At 60.9% G+C, this 16,191-nt stretch carries 18 protein-coding genes; 14 read left to right on the plus strand and 4 right to left on the minus strand.

Translation table 11 applies throughout. The features are described from left to right. Positions 1-15 precede the first annotated feature (15 nt). Positions 16-1,071, minus strand: coding sequence for an AraC family transcriptional regulator (locus tag KKO72_RS08505; protein WP_214937337.1), 1,056 nt, complete (start codon positions 1,069-1,071; stop codon positions 16-18). A gap of 127 nt (positions 1,072-1,198) precedes the next feature. Between KKO72_RS08505 and KKO72_RS08510 the strand changes: the two genes are divergently transcribed. The 9 genes from KKO72_RS08510 to KKO72_RS08550 all read left to right on the plus strand — a co-directional run bounded on the left by KKO72_RS08510 (position 1,199) and on the right by KKO72_RS08550 (position 9,782). Then, the gene (locus KKO72_RS08510; protein ID WP_214937339.1) at positions 1,199-2,821 is read left to right on the plus strand and encodes a carboxyl transferase domain-containing protein; all 1,623 of its coding nucleotides are present in this window, start codon (positions 1,199-1,201) and stop codon (positions 2,819-2,821) included. A gap of 23 nt (positions 2,822-2,844) precedes the next feature. Continuing rightward, positions 2,845-3,621, plus strand: a complete 777-nt coding sequence (locus KKO72_RS08515; protein WP_214937340.1) for an enoyl-CoA hydratase/isomerase family protein — start codon at positions 2,845-2,847, stop codon at positions 3,619-3,621. A 55-nt stretch (positions 3,622-3,676) separates the two neighbouring features. Next, complete coding sequence (locus KKO72_RS08520) at positions 3,677-5,689, plus strand: acetyl/propionyl/methylcrotonyl-CoA carboxylase subunit alpha (protein WP_214937342.1); 2,013 nt, start codon at positions 3,677-3,679, stop codon at positions 5,687-5,689. Between the two features lie 136 nt (positions 5,690-5,825). Further along, positions 5,826-6,416, plus strand: coding sequence for a GNAT family N-acetyltransferase (locus tag KKO72_RS08525; protein ID WP_251140542.1), 591 nt, complete (start codon positions 5,826-5,828; stop codon positions 6,414-6,416). A 110-nt stretch (positions 6,417-6,526) separates the two neighbouring features. Continuing rightward, a complete protein-coding gene (locus KKO72_RS08530; RefSeq protein ID WP_214937344.1) occupies positions 6,527-7,456 on the plus strand; it encodes a glyoxylate/hydroxypyruvate reductase A in 930 nt (309 codons plus the stop codon). 31 nt (positions 7,457-7,487) lie between these two features. After that, positions 7,488-8,399 (plus strand): hydroxymethylglutaryl-CoA lyase, encoded by a 912-nt coding sequence (locus tag KKO72_RS08535; protein WP_214937345.1) that lies wholly within the window; start codon positions 7,488-7,490, stop codon positions 8,397-8,399. Next, entirely contained in the window at positions 8,396-8,911 is a 516-nt protein-coding gene (locus KKO72_RS08540) for a YbaK/EbsC family protein (RefSeq protein WP_214937347.1), read from the plus strand. The genes KKO72_RS08535 and KKO72_RS08540 overlap by 4 nt, the downstream gene beginning before the upstream one ends. Then, a complete protein-coding gene (locus KKO72_RS08545) occupies positions 8,911-9,159 on the plus strand; it encodes a DUF1289 domain-containing protein (protein WP_251140543.1) in 249 nt (82 codons plus the stop codon). Before KKO72_RS08540 ends, KKO72_RS08545 begins: the two co-directional genes overlap by 1 nt. Next, positions 9,156-9,782 carry a 2-hydroxychromene-2-carboxylate isomerase gene (locus tag KKO72_RS08550; RefSeq protein WP_214937349.1) on the plus strand — a complete coding sequence of 209 codons (627 nt, stop codon included), beginning with the start codon at positions 9,156-9,158 and terminating at the stop codon, positions 9,780-9,782. Before KKO72_RS08545 ends, KKO72_RS08550 begins: the two co-directional genes overlap by 4 nt. Before the next feature lies 1 nt (position 9,783). Here the strand turns inward: KKO72_RS08550 and KKO72_RS08555 are convergent, their stop codons facing one another. Continuing rightward, positions 9,784-10,782, minus strand: coding sequence for a 23S rRNA (adenine(2030)-N(6))-methyltransferase RlmJ (locus KKO72_RS08555; RefSeq protein WP_214937351.1), 999 nt, complete (start codon positions 10,780-10,782; stop codon positions 9,784-9,786). Positions 10,783-10,980: 198 nt separating this feature from the next. On the opposite strand from KKO72_RS08555, the gene rplM reads away from it, so the two are divergent. From rplM to erpA, 5 genes are all read left to right on the plus strand, one after another. Further along, complete coding sequence (rplM, locus tag KKO72_RS08560) at positions 10,981-11,409, plus strand: 50S ribosomal protein L13 (protein ID WP_078366578.1); 429 nt, start codon at positions 10,981-10,983, stop codon at positions 11,407-11,409. A 9-nt stretch (positions 11,410-11,418) separates the two neighbouring features. Next, the gene (gene rpsI / locus KKO72_RS08565; RefSeq protein ID WP_078366577.1) at positions 11,419-11,811 is read left to right on the plus strand and encodes a 30S ribosomal protein S9; all 393 of its coding nucleotides are present in this window, start codon (positions 11,419-11,421) and stop codon (positions 11,809-11,811) included. Between the two features lie 94 nt (positions 11,812-11,905). Continuing rightward, complete coding sequence (locus KKO72_RS08570) at positions 11,906-12,625, plus strand: hypothetical protein (protein WP_251140544.1); 720 nt, start codon at positions 11,906-11,908, stop codon at positions 12,623-12,625. A gap of 10 nt (positions 12,626-12,635) precedes the next feature. Continuing rightward, entirely contained in the window at positions 12,636-13,046 is a 411-nt protein-coding gene (locus KKO72_RS08575) for a polymer-forming cytoskeletal protein (protein ID WP_078366575.1), read from the plus strand. Positions 13,047-13,103: 57 nt separating this feature from the next. Beyond that, positions 13,104-13,469: an iron-sulfur cluster insertion protein ErpA gene (gene erpA / locus KKO72_RS08580; RefSeq protein ID WP_078366574.1), complete on the plus strand. Its 366-nt coding sequence runs from the start codon at positions 13,104-13,106 to the stop codon at positions 13,467-13,469. Between the two features lie 63 nt (positions 13,470-13,532). Here the strand turns inward: erpA and KKO72_RS08585 are convergent, their stop codons facing one another. Next, the gene (locus KKO72_RS08585; RefSeq protein WP_214937355.1) at positions 13,533-14,669 is read right to left on the minus strand and encodes an anhydro-N-acetylmuramic acid kinase; all 1,137 of its coding nucleotides are present in this window, start codon (positions 14,667-14,669) and stop codon (positions 13,533-13,535) included. 47 nt (positions 14,670-14,716) lie between these two features. Beyond that, positions 14,717-16,087: a M23 family metallopeptidase gene (locus KKO72_RS08590; RefSeq protein WP_214937357.1), complete on the minus strand. Its 1,371-nt coding sequence runs from the start codon at positions 16,085-16,087 to the stop codon at positions 14,717-14,719. Between the last annotated feature and the right edge of the window lie 104 nt (positions 16,088-16,191).

The raw sequence follows: 16,191 nt of genomic DNA on the forward strand, positions 1-16,191 counted from the left end.
GAGGCAGCCGCAGTTTTAAGGCCCGGCGCGCCTGAACTGATCGGGCGACTGCCCGGTCCAGCCCTTGAAGGCGCGGATAAAACTTTTCTCGTTCTGAAACCCGGCCGCCTGCGCCACCTGTTTGATCGGGCGGCCGCTGCGTTGCAGCAGGTCGATGGCGCGTGCCTGGCGCACCTCGTCCTTGAGCGCTTGCAGGGATGCACCTTCGTCCTTGAGCTGGCGGTGCAGGGTGCGTGTGGACAGGTGCAGCAGCGCGGCCAGATCCTCGGCGTTGTGGCTGTGTTCGGGCTGGCTGCTCAGCGCCTGGCGCACCCGTTGCACCAGCAGGCGGTCGCGCCGGTAGGGCAGCACGGTCAGCGGCAGCGCGCGTTTGAGCATCTGGCGCAAAGCGACCTCGTCGCGGCGCAGCGGTTGCGTCAGGTACATCGCATCAAATTCGATAGCGGCTGGCCCTGATGAGAAGAAGGCTTGCGCCGAAAAAAGCACTGAATACACCGCCTGGTGCACTGGCGGCTCAAACGGAAACTGTGCACCGCTTAAAGGGATGCGCGAGTCGATCAGCCAGCAGGCCAGCCCATGGATGTTGCGCAGCACCGACACCAGGCAGAACTCGCGCAAATCCTGCAGATCGCGGTTTTCGGTGATGCTCAGTCTGGCGCTGTTACCGCTGACCGACAGACTCAGAGTGATGTCGTTCGTCAACAGCCCGTGGTGGCGGCACCAGCGTTTTAAAGCCACTCCCAGGTTGGGCGCGCTGATGGAGGCACGTGCCAGCATGCCGTAACTGCCCCAGGGCAGGCGGCGGCTGAACCAGCCCAGGCCTTCGTCATCGAGTTCCTGCATGGCCAGCCCCGAGATGCTTTCCATCTGCGCGGCGGTGATGCGTGCTGCCGGATTCTCCAGAAGTTCTGGCGCAATTTGTGCCGATGCCAGGGCCTGCGATGGGTCCATACCAGCGCGGCTGTAGGCCAACACAATGGCCTTGACAAATGCGATGGGTGTCAGCGCCGTTGCGGCTCGGCCAGGGGTGATGGAGCGAACCTGTGGCTTGGCATCAGTGTGGGTGGTCATGCCTCACAGTATCACCACAGTTGGCAGCATTTGCAACCTGAGTGGCTGATGCAAACCGACGCATCGGCCTATGCTGGCGCACCTGCACATCGCGTGTGGGTCGCTGCTGCCTTTGTGAAGGACAACCATGCCTGTACTGGACACCCAACTCAACACCCGCTCTGCCGATTTCCAGCGCAACGCCCTGGCCATGCGTGGCCTGGTGGATGATCTGAACACCAAGATCGCGCAGGTCGCCCTTGGCGGCGGAGAGGCGGCGCGGGCCAAGCACACAGCGCGTGGCAAGCTGCTGCCGCGCGACCGGGTTCAGATGCTGCTGGACCCCGGCACGCCGTTTCTGGAGATTGCGCCGCTGGCGGCCCTGGGGCTGTACCCAGACCGAGACGGCTCGGACAGCGCCCCAGGCGCGGGCATCGTCGCGGGCATTGGCCGCGTCAGTGGTGTTGACTGCATGATCGTCTGCAACGACGCCACCGTCAAAGGCGGTACCTATTACCCGATGACGGTCAAAAAACACCTGCGGGCGCAGGAGATCGCCCAGCAAAACCGGCTGCCCTGCATCTACTTGGTCGATTCCGGCGGCGCCAATTTGCCGAATCAGGACGAGGTGTTCCCCGACCGCGACCACTTTGGCCGCATCTTTTTCAACCAGGCGCAGATGAGTGCCCAGGGCATCGCGCAGATTGCGGTGGTCATGGGCAGCTGCACCGCAGGCGGCGCTTATGTGCCGGCCATGAGTGACGAGGCCATCATCGTCAAGAACCAAGGCACGATTTTTCTGGGTGGCCCGCCGCTGGTCAAAGCCGCCACCGGCGAGGTGGTCAGCGCCGAAGACCTGGGCGGCGGTGACGTGCACACCCGCCTCTCGGGTGTGGCCGATCATCTGGCGCAAAACGACATGCATGCGCTGGCGCTGGCGCGGCAATCGGTCCGGAATTTGTATCAAAAAAAGCCTCAAACCCTCGTCGATCAATGTCCAGTAGCTCCCAAATACGCAGCAGATGAGTTGTACGGTGTGATCCCGGTCGACACTCGCAAACCCTTTGATGTGCGCGAAATCATCGCCCGCATCGTGGACGGCTCGGACTTCGACGAGTTCAAAGCGCGTTTTGGCACCACGCTCATCACCGGTTTTGCGCGCATCGAAGGCATGCCGGTGGGCATCATCGCCAACAACGGCATTTTGTTCAGCGAGTCGGCGCTCAAAGGCACGCATTTCATTGAACTGTGTTGCCAGCGCAAGATCCCGCTGGTGTTTTTGCAGAACATCACCGGTTTCATGGTCGGGCGCAAGGTCGAGAACGAAGGCATCGCCCGCCACGGAGCCAAGATGGTCACCGCGGTGGCAACGGCAGCGGTGCCCAAATTCACCGTCATCATTGGTGGCAGTTTTGGCGCGGGCAACTACGGCATGTGTGGCCGCGCGTTTGGCCCACGCTTTTTGTGGATGTGGCCCAACGCACGCATCAGCGTCATGGGCGGTGAACAAGCCGCCAGCGTGCTGGCCACCGTCAAGCGCGACGGCATCGAAGGCAAAGGTGGCCAGTGGAGCATGGAGGACGAAGAAACCTTCAAAGCCCCGATCCGCCGCCAGTACGAGGAACAAGGCCACCCCTATTTCGCCACCGCCCGCCTTTGGGACGACGGCATCATCGACCCGGCCGACACGCGACGTGTGCTGGCGCTGGGTCTGAGCTCCAGCCGCAACGCGCCAATTGAGGACACGAAGTTCGGTTTGTTCCGGATGTGATCAGCGCCACAAAGAAACCCAACATGAGCACATTAAACATTCAAACCGGTGTGGCGACCACCGTCACCCTGAGCCGCCCCGAGGTCCGCAACGCCTTCAACGACGAGGTGATCACCGAGCTCACCCAGGCCTTCACCACTCTGGGCCAGGACCCGCAGGTCCGTGCCATCGTCCTGGCCGCCGAGGGCCCGGCTTTTTGCGCCGGTGCCGACCTGAACTGGATGCTCCGGATGGCCGACTACACCCATGCCGAGAATCTGGCCGATGCTGGGCAACTGGCCGAGATGCTGCGGGTGATCTATACCTGCCCCAAGCCGACGTTGGCACGCATCCAGGGTGACGTGTATGCGGGCGGTTTGGGCCTGGTGGCGGCCTGCGACATGGCGGTGAGTGTGGACACCGCAGGCTTTTGCCTCAGCGAGGTCAAGCTCGGCCTGATCCCCGCCACCATCAGCCCCTACGTGATCCGCGCCATGGGCGCAAGGGCCGCCCACCGCTACTTCCTGACGGCCGAGCGCTTTGATGCGGCAGAGGCGCTGCGCATTGGGTTTGTGCATGCGGTGGTGAGCGCCGACCAACTCGACACCAAAGTGGCGGAACTCACCCAGTCGCTGTTGAATGCCAGCCCGAATGCTGTCAAGGCCTGTAAAACGCTGCTGCACGAGGTGGCTGGCCAAGACATTGACGCGGCCTTGATCGCACGCACGGTGGCCGGTATTGCCGATATCCGCGCGAGTGACGAGGGCAGGGAAGGGGTGTCGTCTTTCCTGGCCAAACGCAAGCCGTCCTGGCTCAGTTAGTCGGGGCAGTTGTCCACTTTTTTGATCATTTGGCGGTGGTGCCAAGGAGACGTAGATGTTCACAAAAATCCTGATCGCCAACAGAGGCGAGATCGCCTGCCGGGTGGCTGCCACCGCGCGCCGTCTGGGCATACACACCGTGGCGGTGTATTCCGACGCCGATGCCAGCGCCAAACACGTGGCCGCCTGTGACCAGTCCGTCCACATCGGCGGCAGCGCGCCCCAGGACAGCTACCTGCGCTGGCAGCGCATCATCGACGCCGCGCTGGCCACTGGCGCCCAGGCGGTGCACCCTGGCTACGGCTTCCTGAGCGAGAACGAGGATTTTGCCAAGGCCTGCGCGGCGGCAGGGCTGGTGTTCATCGGTCCGCCCGCATCGGCCATCCAGGCCATGGGTTTGAAGGCTGAATCCAAACAGCTGATGGAGAAGGCCGGTGTGCCTCTGGTGCCCGGCTACCACGGTGCCGCCCAGGGCGCGGCGCTGCTGCAGTACGAGGCCGATCGCATCGGTTATCCCGTCTTGATCAAGGCCAGCGCCGGTGGCGGCGGCAAGGGCATGCGGGTGGTGGAGGGGCCCGAGGACTTCAAAACCGCGCTCGAATCCTGTCAGCGCGAAGCCCTCAACAGCTTTGGCAGCGATGTCGTGCTGATCGAAAAATACGTGCAGAACCCGCGCCACATCGAAATCCAGGTGTTTGGTGACACGCTGGGCAACTATGTGTATTTGTTCGAGCGCGACTGCTCGGTGCAGCGTCGCCACCAGAAGGTGCTTGAAGAAGCCCCGGCGCCCGGTATGACACCCGAGCTGCGTCGCGCCATGGGTGAGGTGGCTGTGGCCGCTGCGCGGGCGGTGGGTTATGTGGGGGCGGGCACGGTGGAGTTCATCGTCGAGCAGCCCGGTGGTTACGAGCGGCCCGAGTACATGCGGTTCTACTTCATGGAGATGAACACCCGGCTGCAAGTCGAACACCCGGTCACCGAGGCCATCACCGGCCTGGATCTGGTCGAATGGCAGCTGCGCGTGGCTTGTGGCGAGCCGCTGCCGCTGCGTCAGGATCAGCTGCGCATCACCGGCCACGCGATTGAAGCGCGCATCTGCGCCGAAACACCCGACAACAACTTCTTGCCCGCCACTGGCTGCCTGGACGTCTACCACAAGCCCGCGCACAGCAGTTTCACCGTCAGCCCGGTGCGTTTTGATGACGGCGTGCGCCAGGGTGATGCCATCAGCCCGTATTACGACTCGATGGTGGCCAAACTCATCGTGCATGGTGATACCCGCGAACACGCGCTGGCCCAGCTCGATACCGCACTGGCGCACACCCACATCGTTGGCCTGAGCACCAATGTGCAGTTCTTGCGGCATGTGCTGCAGAGTGATGCGTTTGCCCTGGCCAATCTCGACACCGGCCTGATCCCGCGCGAGGCGGCTGTGTTGTTCTGTCAGGAGCGTGTGGGCCTGGCCCTGGCGGCGGCCGCCGATGTGGCGCAGACCCTGATCGATGAGCGGGCCACCGAAACGGCAGACCCCTTCAGCAGGACGGATGGCTGGCGCAGCCATGGTGTTTTCACACGCCGCTTTGTGTTTGAGTTTGGTGGCCAGCAGGTGTTGGCCGGGCTGACGTATTTACACGACGACGCGCTGTCCTTGCAGGTGGGTGATACAGCGGGTTTGCTCAGTTTCACGCCCACACCACAAGGCATTGACCTGCAGTTTGGCGGCCAGCGAATACTTGTGAATGTGTATAGAAAAGGCGAGGTAGCCCATATATTCACTGCGCAGGGTGCTGCACAAATCATATCGATTGATTTGCTCTTGCACGCAGGTGAGGCGCCTGCCGAAGTGGGCCGCCTGACCGCGCCGATGCCGGGCAAAGTGGTGTCGTTTGCCGTGCAGGCGGGGGATGCTGTGACCCGGGGCCAGCCACTGGCGGTGATGGATGCGATGAAAATGGAGCACACCATCACCGCGCCAGTGAACGGTGTGGTGGCCGAGCTGCTTTACGCCCCTGGTGATCAGGTGGTGGAGGGCGCGGAGTTGCTCCGGCTGAGTGTGGCTGCGGTGTGACTGACAACGTAAGGTTGTTTTGGGTGGCGGGAAAGGGTGCACGCGACCATGTGGTTCCTGCATCTATTTCGCTACTGGCGCTGATCTACCTCGTCTAACATCGACCCAGTCTCGTGACTCTCGTGACAATAGTGCCATGCAAGAACCCGCAATGACTGGGCTAGGCCCGAAAGTGCTGACAACAACACGCCTCATCTTGCGTCCTTGGCAAGATTCGGATCACGCCCCTTTCTCTGCGATGTCAGTGGATCCAGAAGTTATGGCGCATCTTCTGCCCTTCGCCTCACCGCAGGCCATCGCGGGTTGGATCAATCGTCAACAAACGCGTTTGGCAGAAAACGGCTTTTGCTTTTGGGCCATTGAGTCCAAAGAATCGGGTGCCTTTTTGGGGGCGGCTGGTCTGCTGCGTATCTCTTACAAAGCACATTTCACACCTGCTGTGGAAGTTGGTTGGCGCCTGGCACGCCGCTTCTGGGGCCAGGGTTACGCCCCAGAGGCTGCCGGGGCGGCGCTCCAATTCGGATTTGAGCATCTGGGGCTGCCGGAGATCGTCGCCAATACCGTGCCATCCAACCACAACTCGCGTCGCGTGATGGCGAAACTGGGGATGTCCAGTGAATCCGCTGACGACTTCGATCATCCGTTGGTGCCTGAGGGCAACCCATTGCGCCGACAAATGCTTTACCGGTTGTCCCGTCGTAATTGGTCAATGCAGTGCAGAAGTTGAAGTTAACTAAAAAGTTTGTCTGATTTTCACTTTGCAGTTGAGTTTGTGTGAATTTTTGGGATGAAGTCCTTATCAATAAACAGTAAGTAGCTATCAAATTTAGAGTATTTATGTCGACCTTTCAAATCACTTTTTGCTGCACCAACACCGAGCCTGAGCCCTGGCTGGCCGGTTTGCGTGCGAGTTTTCCGCAGGCCGAGGTCACCGTCTGGCAACCCGGCGCCGCACCCGCCGACTACGCGGTGGTCTGGGCGCCACCCCAACAGTTTTTTGACGAGCAGCCACAGCTGCAGGCGGTGTTCAACATCGGCGCCGGGGTGGACGCGCTGCTCAAATTGCGCCTGCCGCCCCAGGCCGTGGTGGTGCGTCTGGAAGATGCGGGCATGGCGGTGCAGATGGCCGAGTACGTTTGCCAGGGTGTGATCCGGCACTTTCGCGACCTGAATGCCTACGACAACGATGCCCGCGTCGGCCACTGGACCTACTACAAGCCGCGTCAGCGCAGCGAGTTCCCGGTGGGTGTGATGGGCCTGGGTGTGTTGGGCGAACGGGTGGCCCAGGCGCTGGCCCACTTTGAATTTCCGGTCAGCGGCTGGAGCCGCTCACCCAAGCCGATTCCCGGTGTGCGCGGCTTTTCGGGTGCGGCGCAGCTCAACGACTTTCTGGCCAGCAGCCGCGTATTGGTCAACCTGCTGCCGCTCACCCCCGACACGCTCAACATCCTCAATCACGACCGGCTCAGCCGCCTGCAAGCCGGGGGCTATGTCATCAACTTGGCGCGTGGCGCCCATCTGGTGGACGAGGACCTGCTCGCGCTCATCCACAGCGGTCACCTCTCTGGCGCACTGCTCGATGTGTTTCGCACAGAGCCGCTGCCGACCGAGCACCCGTTCTGGCGCGAACCCAAAATCACCCTCACACCACACACCTCGGCGCGTACCTTGGTCACGGACAGCATTGCACAGATCACTCAGAAGATGGCCGCACTGCAGCACGGTGAGCCGGTTGCCGGTATCGTGGACACCACCCGAGGTTATTGAAGCCCAACATTGCAAGACTGAGAAGCCACCCATGAGTTACCCATTCCGCGTCAAACTGGTCGATGTGGGCCCACGTGACGGCCTGCAAAACGAGAAACAGCTGGTGCCCGGTGCGGTCAAGATCGAGCTGGTGCACCGCCTGCAGGCCGCTGGCCTGAAAGAGATCGAAGTCACCAGTTTTGTCAGCCCCAAATGGGTGCCGCAGATGGCCGACAACGCCGAGGTCATGGCGGGCATCACACGTCAGCCGGGCGTGCGGTATGCGGTGCTCACGCCCAATCTCAAAGGTTTTGAGGCTGCCCTGTTGTCCAAGCCCGATGAAATTGTGGTGTTTGGCTCCGCCAGCGAGGCCTTCAGCCAGAAAAACATCAACTGCAGCATCGCTGAGAGCATCGATCGTTTTGCGCCAGTGGTGGCCGCAGCGCGTGCTGCAGGCATTGCGGTGCGCGGCGCCATGAGCTGCACCGTGGGCTGCCCGTACGAGGGTGACATCGCGCCCGAACGGGTGGACTATCTGGCCGGCCTCATGAAAGGCATTGGGGTGCAGCATGTGGGTGTGGCCGACACCATTGGGGTTGGCACCCCCTTGAAAGTGCAGCGTGCGGTGGAGGCGACTCTGAAGCACTTTGACATCAACCAGGTCTCGGGCCATTTTCACGACACCTACGGACAGGCGCTGGCCAACACCCTGATCTGTCTGCAGATGGGGGTTTGGCAGTTTGATGCTTCGGTGGCCGGTCTGGGCGGCTGCCCCTATGCCAAGGGCGCCACCGGCAATGTGGCCACCGAAGATGTGGTTTACCTGCTGCACGGCATGGGCATCGAGACCGGTATTGATCTGGACCAACTCATCAACGCGGGCCAGTTCATCAGCGACTACCTGGGCCGCCCAAGCAACTCACGCGCTGGCAAAGCGCTGTTCACCCAACGGCTGACATCATGAACCCATCTGTTTCCAAACCCCTGCCTGAGGGCGTGGTACGCGTGACCCAGGTGCTGCGCGACAAAGGCCACCCGCATGCGCCGGTGATGCTCAGTGACGCGGCCCGCACCGCCCAGCAAGCGGCTGACGCGCTGGGCATCCAGCTCGGACAAATTGCCAAAAGCATCATCTTCAAGCGCAAACCCGACGCCGCTGCGGTGCTGGTCATCACCTCGGGGGACCGTCGTGTTGATGAAAAAAAGGTGCAGGCGCTGGTGTGTGCCGACGGCCAGAAGCTCGGCCGCGCCGACGCCGACTTTGTCAAAGCCAGCACCGGCTTTTCGATTGGCGGGGTGTCGCCGGTGGGGCATGCCACAGCGCCGGTGACACTGATCGACCGCGACCTGCTGCGTTTTGAAGAGATCTGGGCCGCAGCGGGCCACCCGCACGGGGTGTTCAAGTTGCATCCCGATGACCTGGCGCATCTGACCGGCGCGCCCATCGTTGACATTGCGCTGCAGGAGGTGCTTTGATGTTGGCTCAGAATGCTATGAAGTTTTTAGCTGTTAGCGCTTTGGATATAAGGGCTAGAGGCCAAAATGACCCCAATCCTGTGCCGTCGCCCTGTCTGTCGGTGTGCCAGATGGACGAGGACACCGCACTGTGCCAGGGCTGCCTGCGCACCCTGGACGAAATCCGCGTATGGGGCAACGCGGACAGCCAACAACGCCTAACCATCTGGGCCAACATCGAGGCGCGCCTGGCGCAGTACAGTCAATGAAACACATCACGTTTTACCTGGACTTCATCTCGCCCTACGCTTATCTGGCGTTTGAGACTCTGCCCGAGGCGCTGACGGGGCAGAGTTACAGCGTCAGCTACAAACCGGTGTTGTTCGCCGCGCTGCTCAAACACCATGGCCAGCTGGGTCCGGCCGAGATCCCCGGAAAACGCGAATGGACCTACCGTCATGTGTTGTGGCTGGCGCGGCAAAACGGGCTGGAGCTGCAACTGCCAGCGCAGCATCCGTTCAATCCGATAGCGTTGTTGCGTCTGGCGCTGGCCTGCAGCGACTCTGGGTTACCCAACCGTTATGTGTGCGAAACGATTTTTCGCCATGTCTGGCAAGGGGGGGCTGATGCGGCGGATGCAGACCGCCTGCAGGCGCTGACCGGGCAGCTGGCCCCCAAGCGTGATGCCAATGAAGAGCTGGTCAAAATCCAGTTGCGCGCCCATACCGACGATGCAATCGCCAACGGGGTGTTCGGGGTGCCCACCTTCGAGGTGGATGGCAAATTGTTCTGGGGCCTGGACGCCTTGCCCATGCTCAAGGCCTATCTGCAGGGTGATGCCTGGTTCAACAACGCCTGGGCGGCGACCGATCAGGTTCGCAGCTGGCCCTAAGCTAGTTGCCCGATTCCACCTCAAACGCCTTGTGTTTGCCCTGCGCCAGATGCTGTGCGGCCTGGCTCAATGCTGCAGTTAACGCTGCTTTGAGTGTGTGTGGTGGGTTGATCACAAAGACACCGCTGGCGGGCAGGCCAGGACGCACCACCTCACCGGCCTCGTCGTGGCCCAGCTTGCTGGATTTGACGGTCAGGGTGGCGTTGAGCCAGGGCAGTTTTTCGCGGTTGGCCAGGGTCTTGAGTTTGCGTGGCAGGTCATGTGCCTCGGGCCGCGGGATGATTGGGTACCACACCATGTAGGTGCCGGTAGCAAAACGTTTGACCGCGTCGGTCAGCATGTCCACCACACGCGGGTAGTCGCTCTTGATTTCGTAGCTCGGGTCACACAGCACCAGTGCCCGGCGCGACGGTGGCGGCAAAAACTTCTTGAGCCCCTCAAACCCGTCTTCCTGCAGTACCGCGATCGAGCGTCCGGCATTGAGCTGCGCGATGTTGGCGCCCAGGGTTTTGGCATCGGTCGGGTGGATCTCAAACAACTTGAGGCGATCCCGGTCACGCTCCTGCAGCAGGTGGTGGATGATGAAAGGTGAGCCCGGGTACACCTTGTGGCTGCCGGCTTTGTTGAAGCTGGCCACCAGGTCCAGGTAGTCTTGCAAGGCGGACGCCACGGCGGCTGGCTTGGCGCTTTTGATGGCGGCAGGTTTGGTTGCTGCACTATCCGTAGCAACCTGCCCTTGGGGGACGGGGGCTTGCGGCTTTTTTTCTGTAGAGGCCGTGGGCGCGAGGGCGGCCAGCAGCTTCAGGTAACCATCGGCTGCTTCGCCGCTGGTCTGGGCGTAATCACCGTCGAGCCGGTACAAGCCCGCTCCGGCATGGGTGTCAAACACGTTGAGCGCCGTGTCCTTTTGGGTCATGTGGCGCAGCACCGCCAGCAAGGCAGTGTGCTTGAGAACATCGGCATGGTTGCCGGCGTGAAAGGCGTGGCGATAACTGAACATCCGTCGATGTTACCGCGTTGCCCAGGAAATTTGTATAATGCTCGGCTTCGCAGCGCTTTTGTGGCTCCGCGGCGAAGCGTCTCAGTAGCGTCCCAACGGGCCGTGTACCGAGTGATTTCCCACCTAAGAGATTCTCATCAGAAGAACGCCGACCGTGGAAAAGAGCCCTCCAAACCCTCTGTAGAAAAGAGAAATCTCATGTCAACTTTCAGCGCAAAACCCGCTGAGGTCGTGCACGAGTGGTTTGTGATTGACGCGACCGACAAGGTCCTCGGACGAGTAGCCAGCGAAGTTGCTCTCCGTTTGCGCGGCAAACACAAGGCCATTTACACGCCTCACGTCGATACCGGCGACTTCATCATCGTGACCAACGCAGCTCAACTGCGCGTGACCGGTGCCAAGTCCCTCGACAAAATGTATTACAGCCACTCCGGTTTCCCTGGTGGCATCAGCTCCACCAACTTCCGTGACATGCAAGCCAAGCACCCTGGCCGCGCTTTGGAAAAAGCCGTCAAGGGCATGCTGCCCAAGGGTCCCCTGGGCTACGCCATGATCAAGAAGCTCAAGGTGTACGGTGGTGCAGAGCACCCGCACACTGCCCAGCAACCCAAAGTGTTGGAAATCTAAGGAGCTCACATGATTGGTGAATGGAACAATGGTACCGGCCGTCGCAAATCCAGCGTCGCCCGCGTTTTCCTGAAGAAGGGCTCCGGCCAAATCGTCGTCAACGGCAAGGACATTCAAAAGTTCTTTGGCCGCGAAACCTCGATCATGATCTGCAAGCAGCCCCTGATGCTGACCAACCACGCCGAAACTTTTGACATCATGGTCAATGTGGCTGGTGGCGGTGAGTCGGGTCAAGCAGGTGCAGTGCGCCACGGTATCACCCGCGCCCTGATCGACTATGACGCGACTCTCAAGTCTGAGTTGAGCAAAGCCGGTTTCGTGACCCGCGATGCCCGCGAAGTGGAACGTAAGAAGGTCGGTTTGCACGGTGCTCGCCGTCGCAAGCAGTTCTCCAAGCGTTAATCTCTGCTTCGATCACAACAGCCGCCTGGATGCAAGTTCTGGCGGCTGTTTGCATTTTGATGTCCGGGTCAGCCTGATGCGATTCAAACTTTTGATGCGACGACTCACCGTCAGTGCGCCACGCATGGCGGTGCGCAGCGCGCTGCCTTGGCCCTTTCGCTGGGCGGTGTTTGCGCTGGTGGCAGGATTTTGCGCCGCCATCAGCCTGTGGGCGTTTGAACTTGGCAAGGACATCGCTGGCGTCGACCACGGCAGCAAGGCGCAACTGCAACAGCTGCAGTTCGAGAACGAAACCCTCAAAGCACGCATCGAGATCCTGACCTCAGAGCGTGATCAGGCCCAGTCGGTGGCCAATACGGCCGACACGGTGCTGACCACGGCCAAGGTCGCCAGCGACAAGCTGACCGAGACCACCCGGCAATTGATGTTGGAGAACCAACGGCTCAAGGATGATCTGGGTTTTTTTGAGAAGTTGATCCCAACCGTGGACGGCAACGCAGGCGCACTGGCCATCCGTGGACTGCAGGCGGAGCGCTTGGCCTCTGGTGATCTCAAGTGGCAGGTGTTGGTGATTCAAGGGGTGAAAAACCCGGTTGAATTTGAAGGTCGGTTGGAGCTGGTGTTTGCAGGCTTGGCCGATGGCAAAGCCTGGACGGGCAGCCCAGTCGGTGGTGCTCTGAATGTCAAAATCAAACAATACGGACGGGTTGAGGGGGTGTATTCGCCGCCTGCACAGACGTTGGTGAAATCGGTCACCGTCAAAGTGCTGAATGGGCAAACTGTGCGTGCGCAGCAAACCATCCCCATCCCCTAAAAGGTGTCTCATGTTCAATAAAAAGAAGCAACCGCCCATCAAAAGTCTGATTGCCCAGGGCTGCCAGTTGGATGGCAATTTCAGTTTCAGCGACGGCTCCCGTGTGGATGGTGAGATCCGGGGCAATGTCACTGGTGTGGCGGAGCAGCCCAGCATCTTGGTGATCTCGGAGTCGGCGGTGGTGACCGGAGAAGTGCTGGCGGACCATGTCATTGTCAACGGGCAGGTACGCGGGCCGGTGCATGCCCGTGTCTTGCTGGAGCTGCAGCCCAAAGCACGTATCACGGGTGATGTGACCTACAAGATACTCGAAATGCACCAGGGTGCCATGGTGGACGGACGTCTGTGCCCCATCGTCGACGATGTGCAGGAGCTGCTGGAGGAAAAGCCCACACTCAAATTGACGGCAAACAATCCGTGAGCCTGCTGTTGATCAACTTGTTGTAGGATTGCCCCACTCAATTTCCTGGAGACCTGTATGAGCGCTGTTGCCGAAGCCATTCAAACCGAAATGCCCGCCCCGATCCTGTTCACCGACAGCGCGGCCGCCAAGGTGGCTGACCTGATTGCTGAAGAAGGCAACCCTGATCTGAAGTTGCGTGTGTTTGTGCAGGGCGGTGGCTGCTCTGGCTTTCAGTACGGTTTCACCTTTGATGAAATTGTCAATGATGACGACACCACCATGACCAAAAACGGTGTGTCGCTGTTGATCGATGCCATGAGTTACCAGTACCTGGTCGGGGCCGAGATTGATTACAAGGAAGACCTGCAAGGCGCCCAGTTTGTCATCAAGAACCCCAATGCCACCAGCACCTGTGGCTGTGGCTCGAGCTTTTCGACCTGATCAAGAGCCCTGTCTGCACAAAAAACCGCCTTGCCCGGCGGTTTTTTTACGCCTGGTTGTTGCTCAGGCTGGGTAAATGGCCCCCAGGACCCTGGGGCCTGCCGCACCGGTGGCGCTGGGCAGGTTGCCTGGTTGGCGCTGGATGGCCTGGCGTGCCAGCCAGGCAAAAGCGGCCGCCTCCACGTCGAGCGCAGGCAGGCCGTGCCGGTCCGAGGTGTCGACCTGCAGCTGAGGCAGTCCGGCCTGTAGACGCCTCAAGAGCTCGGTGTTGAAGGCCCCGCCGCCACACACAACCAGCAACTTGCTCTCTTTTGCATAGTTGTTGATGCAATCCACACAAGCGCTGGCGGTCAATTCTGTCAGGGTGGCTTGGATGTCCTGGCCGCGTGCGCTGGCAAACCCCTGCAGTTTGTTTTGTAACCAGGTCAGGCTAAACAGGTCACGGCCCGTGCTTTTGGGTGGGGCCTGGTTGAAATAAGGTTCGTCACGCAGCAGTGCCAACAGCTCGGGCAGGCACTGCCCGCTGGCGGCCCAGGCGCCACCGGTGTCAAAAGACTGGCCGGTCTGCTGTTGGCACCAGGCATCCATCAAGGCGTTGCCTGGGCCGCAGTCAAAGCCCAGCACCGGTTTGTCCGGATTGGCGGGCAGCACCGTCACGTTGGCGATGCCACCCAGGTTCAGCACCGACACCATGGTGTTGGCCTGGGCAAACACATGTCGGTGAAACGCTGGCACCAGCGGCGCACCTTGGCCCCCGGCGGCGATGTCGCGGCTGCGAAAGTCAGCCACCACGGTGAGGCCGGTCAGTTCGGCCAACAGGGCCGGGTTGTTGAGTTGCAGCGTGTAGCCCGCACCCGATGCCTCGCTGGATGTCCTGTGGGGCTGGTGGCGCACGGTCTGGCCATGGGCGCCAATGGCGCTGACCTTGATCGTGTTATTTGCCGAGGAGGCTACTTGCCCGAGCAGTTGGTTGACCACCTGGGCATAGGCTGCGGCAATCTGGTTGCCAGCCTGGGCAGCTCGGTGCAATTCGTTGTCTGACGGGCTGTTGAGTGCCAGCAGTTCGGTGCGGAACTGGGCGTCAAATGCATGGGATGAGCGTGCCAGTATGCGGAGCTTGGCGCCAGAGAACTCCACCAGAACACCATCGACCCCGTCCAGCGAGGTGCCCGACATCAGGCCGATGTAATACTCTGCCATGCTGCTGCGAAGCGCCAAGGTATCAAGCCAGGCTCACGCCCTGTCACTCACTCAAAGCGGGTGGACTGCATGCTAGCCGCAGCCTGCAACTGGGCTTTCGCGTTGCTGGCGGCCTGTCTGAAGACGGGCAGGGCGGCGGCGGGCACTGGCACGGTCTCGCTCTTTTGTGCCATGGTCATGGGGTCATGCTGGACCCCGGCGACACGCACCTCGAAGTGCAAGTGAGGGCCGGTGGCCCAACCGGTTGAGCCGACCAGACCAATGGTTTCACCTTGTGTCACCGCCTGGCCGCGTTTGACCAGAATTTTGCTCAGGTGGGCATAGACGGTTTCGGTGGCATTGCGGTGCTGGACGAAGATCACGTTGCCATAACCGTTTTGTACACCCGCAAAACTCACTACACCATCACCCACCGTCCGAGCCGGTGTGCCGGTGGGGGCCGCAAAGTCGGTGCCCAGGTGGCGTCGCCACTGGTTCAGGATCGGGTGAAAACGCATAGCAAAACCGCTGCTGACCCGCGAAAAGGCCACCGGTGCACTCAAAAAAGCGCGGCGCAGGCTGCGACCATCCAGCGCATAGTAGCCGCCTCGGTAGCCTTGCCCGGCGTTGTCCTTGCCCGGTGGCTGAAACCACATGGCCTGGAACACCTTGCCAGCGTTGACAAATTCGGCACTCAGGACTCGTCCCGTGCGCAGTCGTTCACCGTCACCTTCCATCACCTCGTAAACCACATTGAAGCGATCGTTTTTGCGCAGTGCGCGGCGGAAATCGATGTCGCCCGAGAACAGTTCCGCCAATTGGCTGGCCACCACATCGGGCAAACCTGCTTCATCGGTCGCCGCAAACAAGGAGGATTGGATGGTGCCGCTGGCCAGGCGTGTGGTGGCGACCAGTGGTGCTGACTCCAAGCGCGCGCTGAACCCCTTGGCATCACGCTCCACCACCAGGCGTTGGAAATGGGTGCCTTCGTCGGGGCTCCAGCGGGCGCTGAGTTTGCCGAGTCGGTGGGTGTCCACCGTTTCAACACTGACGTGGCGGCCGCTGCGGCTGAACAGAGCCTGCTTGACCATCGGGTTGCTGCGCAAGAACTGCGCGGCCTGCGGATCATCCACCCCCAAACGCTTGAGCAAGGTGTCGGCGGTGTCGGTGGTGCGGGTGAGGTCTGAGCGATAGAGATTCAGGGTGGGCGTGCCAAGTTCTGCCGTCTCAGTTGGCAACTGGGGTTGCACCGCCTCCAGCACCATTTGCACTGGCAGCTCGGACACATCCGGCCCGAGCGAGGCCAGTGCCCAGGCGCCGCCACCGCCCGCCAGCAAGGTGGCGGTGACAATCGCGGTAAGGTGTTTGGGGTATTTGGTGGCGGTGGCCACGGAGCTCACCAGCAAGGCGTGACCACGATTCAGGGCTGAGTTAATCAAGGGAGCATCCTGTTGTTGGCGTACGTGGATTGCGTGCAACAAAAAAGCTGCTCAAACCCCCGAAAAACACCCATTTAAAATCACGCTTAAAACAGCAACTGAGT

The organism is Rhodoferax sp. U11-2br, from assembly GCF_018619435.1.
GTDB lineage: Bacteria > Pseudomonadota > Gammaproteobacteria > Burkholderiales > Burkholderiaceae_C > Rhodoferax.

What these genes read in the sequence shown, in the direction of transcription:
- KKO72_RS08505 (WP_214937337.1), bottom strand. Translation starts at nt 1,071, where the DNA reads ATGACCACCCACACTGATGCCAAGCCACAGGTTCGCTCCATCACCCCT.
- KKO72_RS08510 (WP_214937339.1), top strand. Translation starts at nt 1,199, where the DNA reads ATGCCTGTACTGGACACCCAACTCAACACCCGCTCTGCCGATTTCCAG.
- KKO72_RS08515 (WP_214937340.1), top strand. Translation starts at nt 2,845, where the DNA reads ATGAGCACATTAAACATTCAAACCGGTGTGGCGACCACCGTCACCCTG.
- KKO72_RS08520 (WP_214937342.1), top strand. Translation starts at nt 3,677, where the DNA reads ATGTTCACAAAAATCCTGATCGCCAACAGAGGCGAGATCGCCTGCCGG.
- KKO72_RS08525 (WP_251140542.1), top strand. Translation starts at nt 5,826, where the DNA reads ATGCAAGAACCCGCAATGACTGGGCTAGGCCCGAAAGTGCTGACAACA.
- KKO72_RS08530 (WP_214937344.1), top strand. Translation starts at nt 6,527, where the DNA reads ATGTCGACCTTTCAAATCACTTTTTGCTGCACCAACACCGAGCCTGAG.
- KKO72_RS08535 (WP_214937345.1), top strand. Translation starts at nt 7,488, where the DNA reads ATGAGTTACCCATTCCGCGTCAAACTGGTCGATGTGGGCCCACGTGAC.
- KKO72_RS08540 (WP_214937347.1), top strand. Translation starts at nt 8,396, where the DNA reads ATGAACCCATCTGTTTCCAAACCCCTGCCTGAGGGCGTGGTACGCGTG.
- KKO72_RS08545 (WP_251140543.1), top strand. Translation starts at nt 8,911, where the DNA reads ATGTTGGCTCAGAATGCTATGAAGTTTTTAGCTGTTAGCGCTTTGGAT.
- KKO72_RS08550 (WP_214937349.1), top strand. Translation starts at nt 9,156, where the DNA reads ATGAAACACATCACGTTTTACCTGGACTTCATCTCGCCCTACGCTTAT.
- KKO72_RS08555 (WP_214937351.1), bottom strand. Translation starts at nt 10,782, where the DNA reads ATGTTCAGTTATCGCCACGCCTTTCACGCCGGCAACCATGCCGATGTT.
- rplM (WP_078366578.1), top strand. Translation starts at nt 10,981, where the DNA reads ATGTCAACTTTCAGCGCAAAACCCGCTGAGGTCGTGCACGAGTGGTTT.
- rpsI (WP_078366577.1), top strand. Translation starts at nt 11,419, where the DNA reads ATGATTGGTGAATGGAACAATGGTACCGGCCGTCGCAAATCCAGCGTC.
- KKO72_RS08570 (WP_251140544.1), top strand. Translation starts at nt 11,906, where the DNA reads ATGCGACGACTCACCGTCAGTGCGCCACGCATGGCGGTGCGCAGCGCG.
- KKO72_RS08575 (WP_078366575.1), top strand. Translation starts at nt 12,636, where the DNA reads ATGTTCAATAAAAAGAAGCAACCGCCCATCAAAAGTCTGATTGCCCAG.
- erpA (WP_078366574.1), top strand. Translation starts at nt 13,104, where the DNA reads ATGAGCGCTGTTGCCGAAGCCATTCAAACCGAAATGCCCGCCCCGATC.
- KKO72_RS08585 (WP_214937355.1), bottom strand. Translation starts at nt 14,669, where the DNA reads ATGGCAGAGTATTACATCGGCCTGATGTCGGGCACCTCGCTGGACGGG.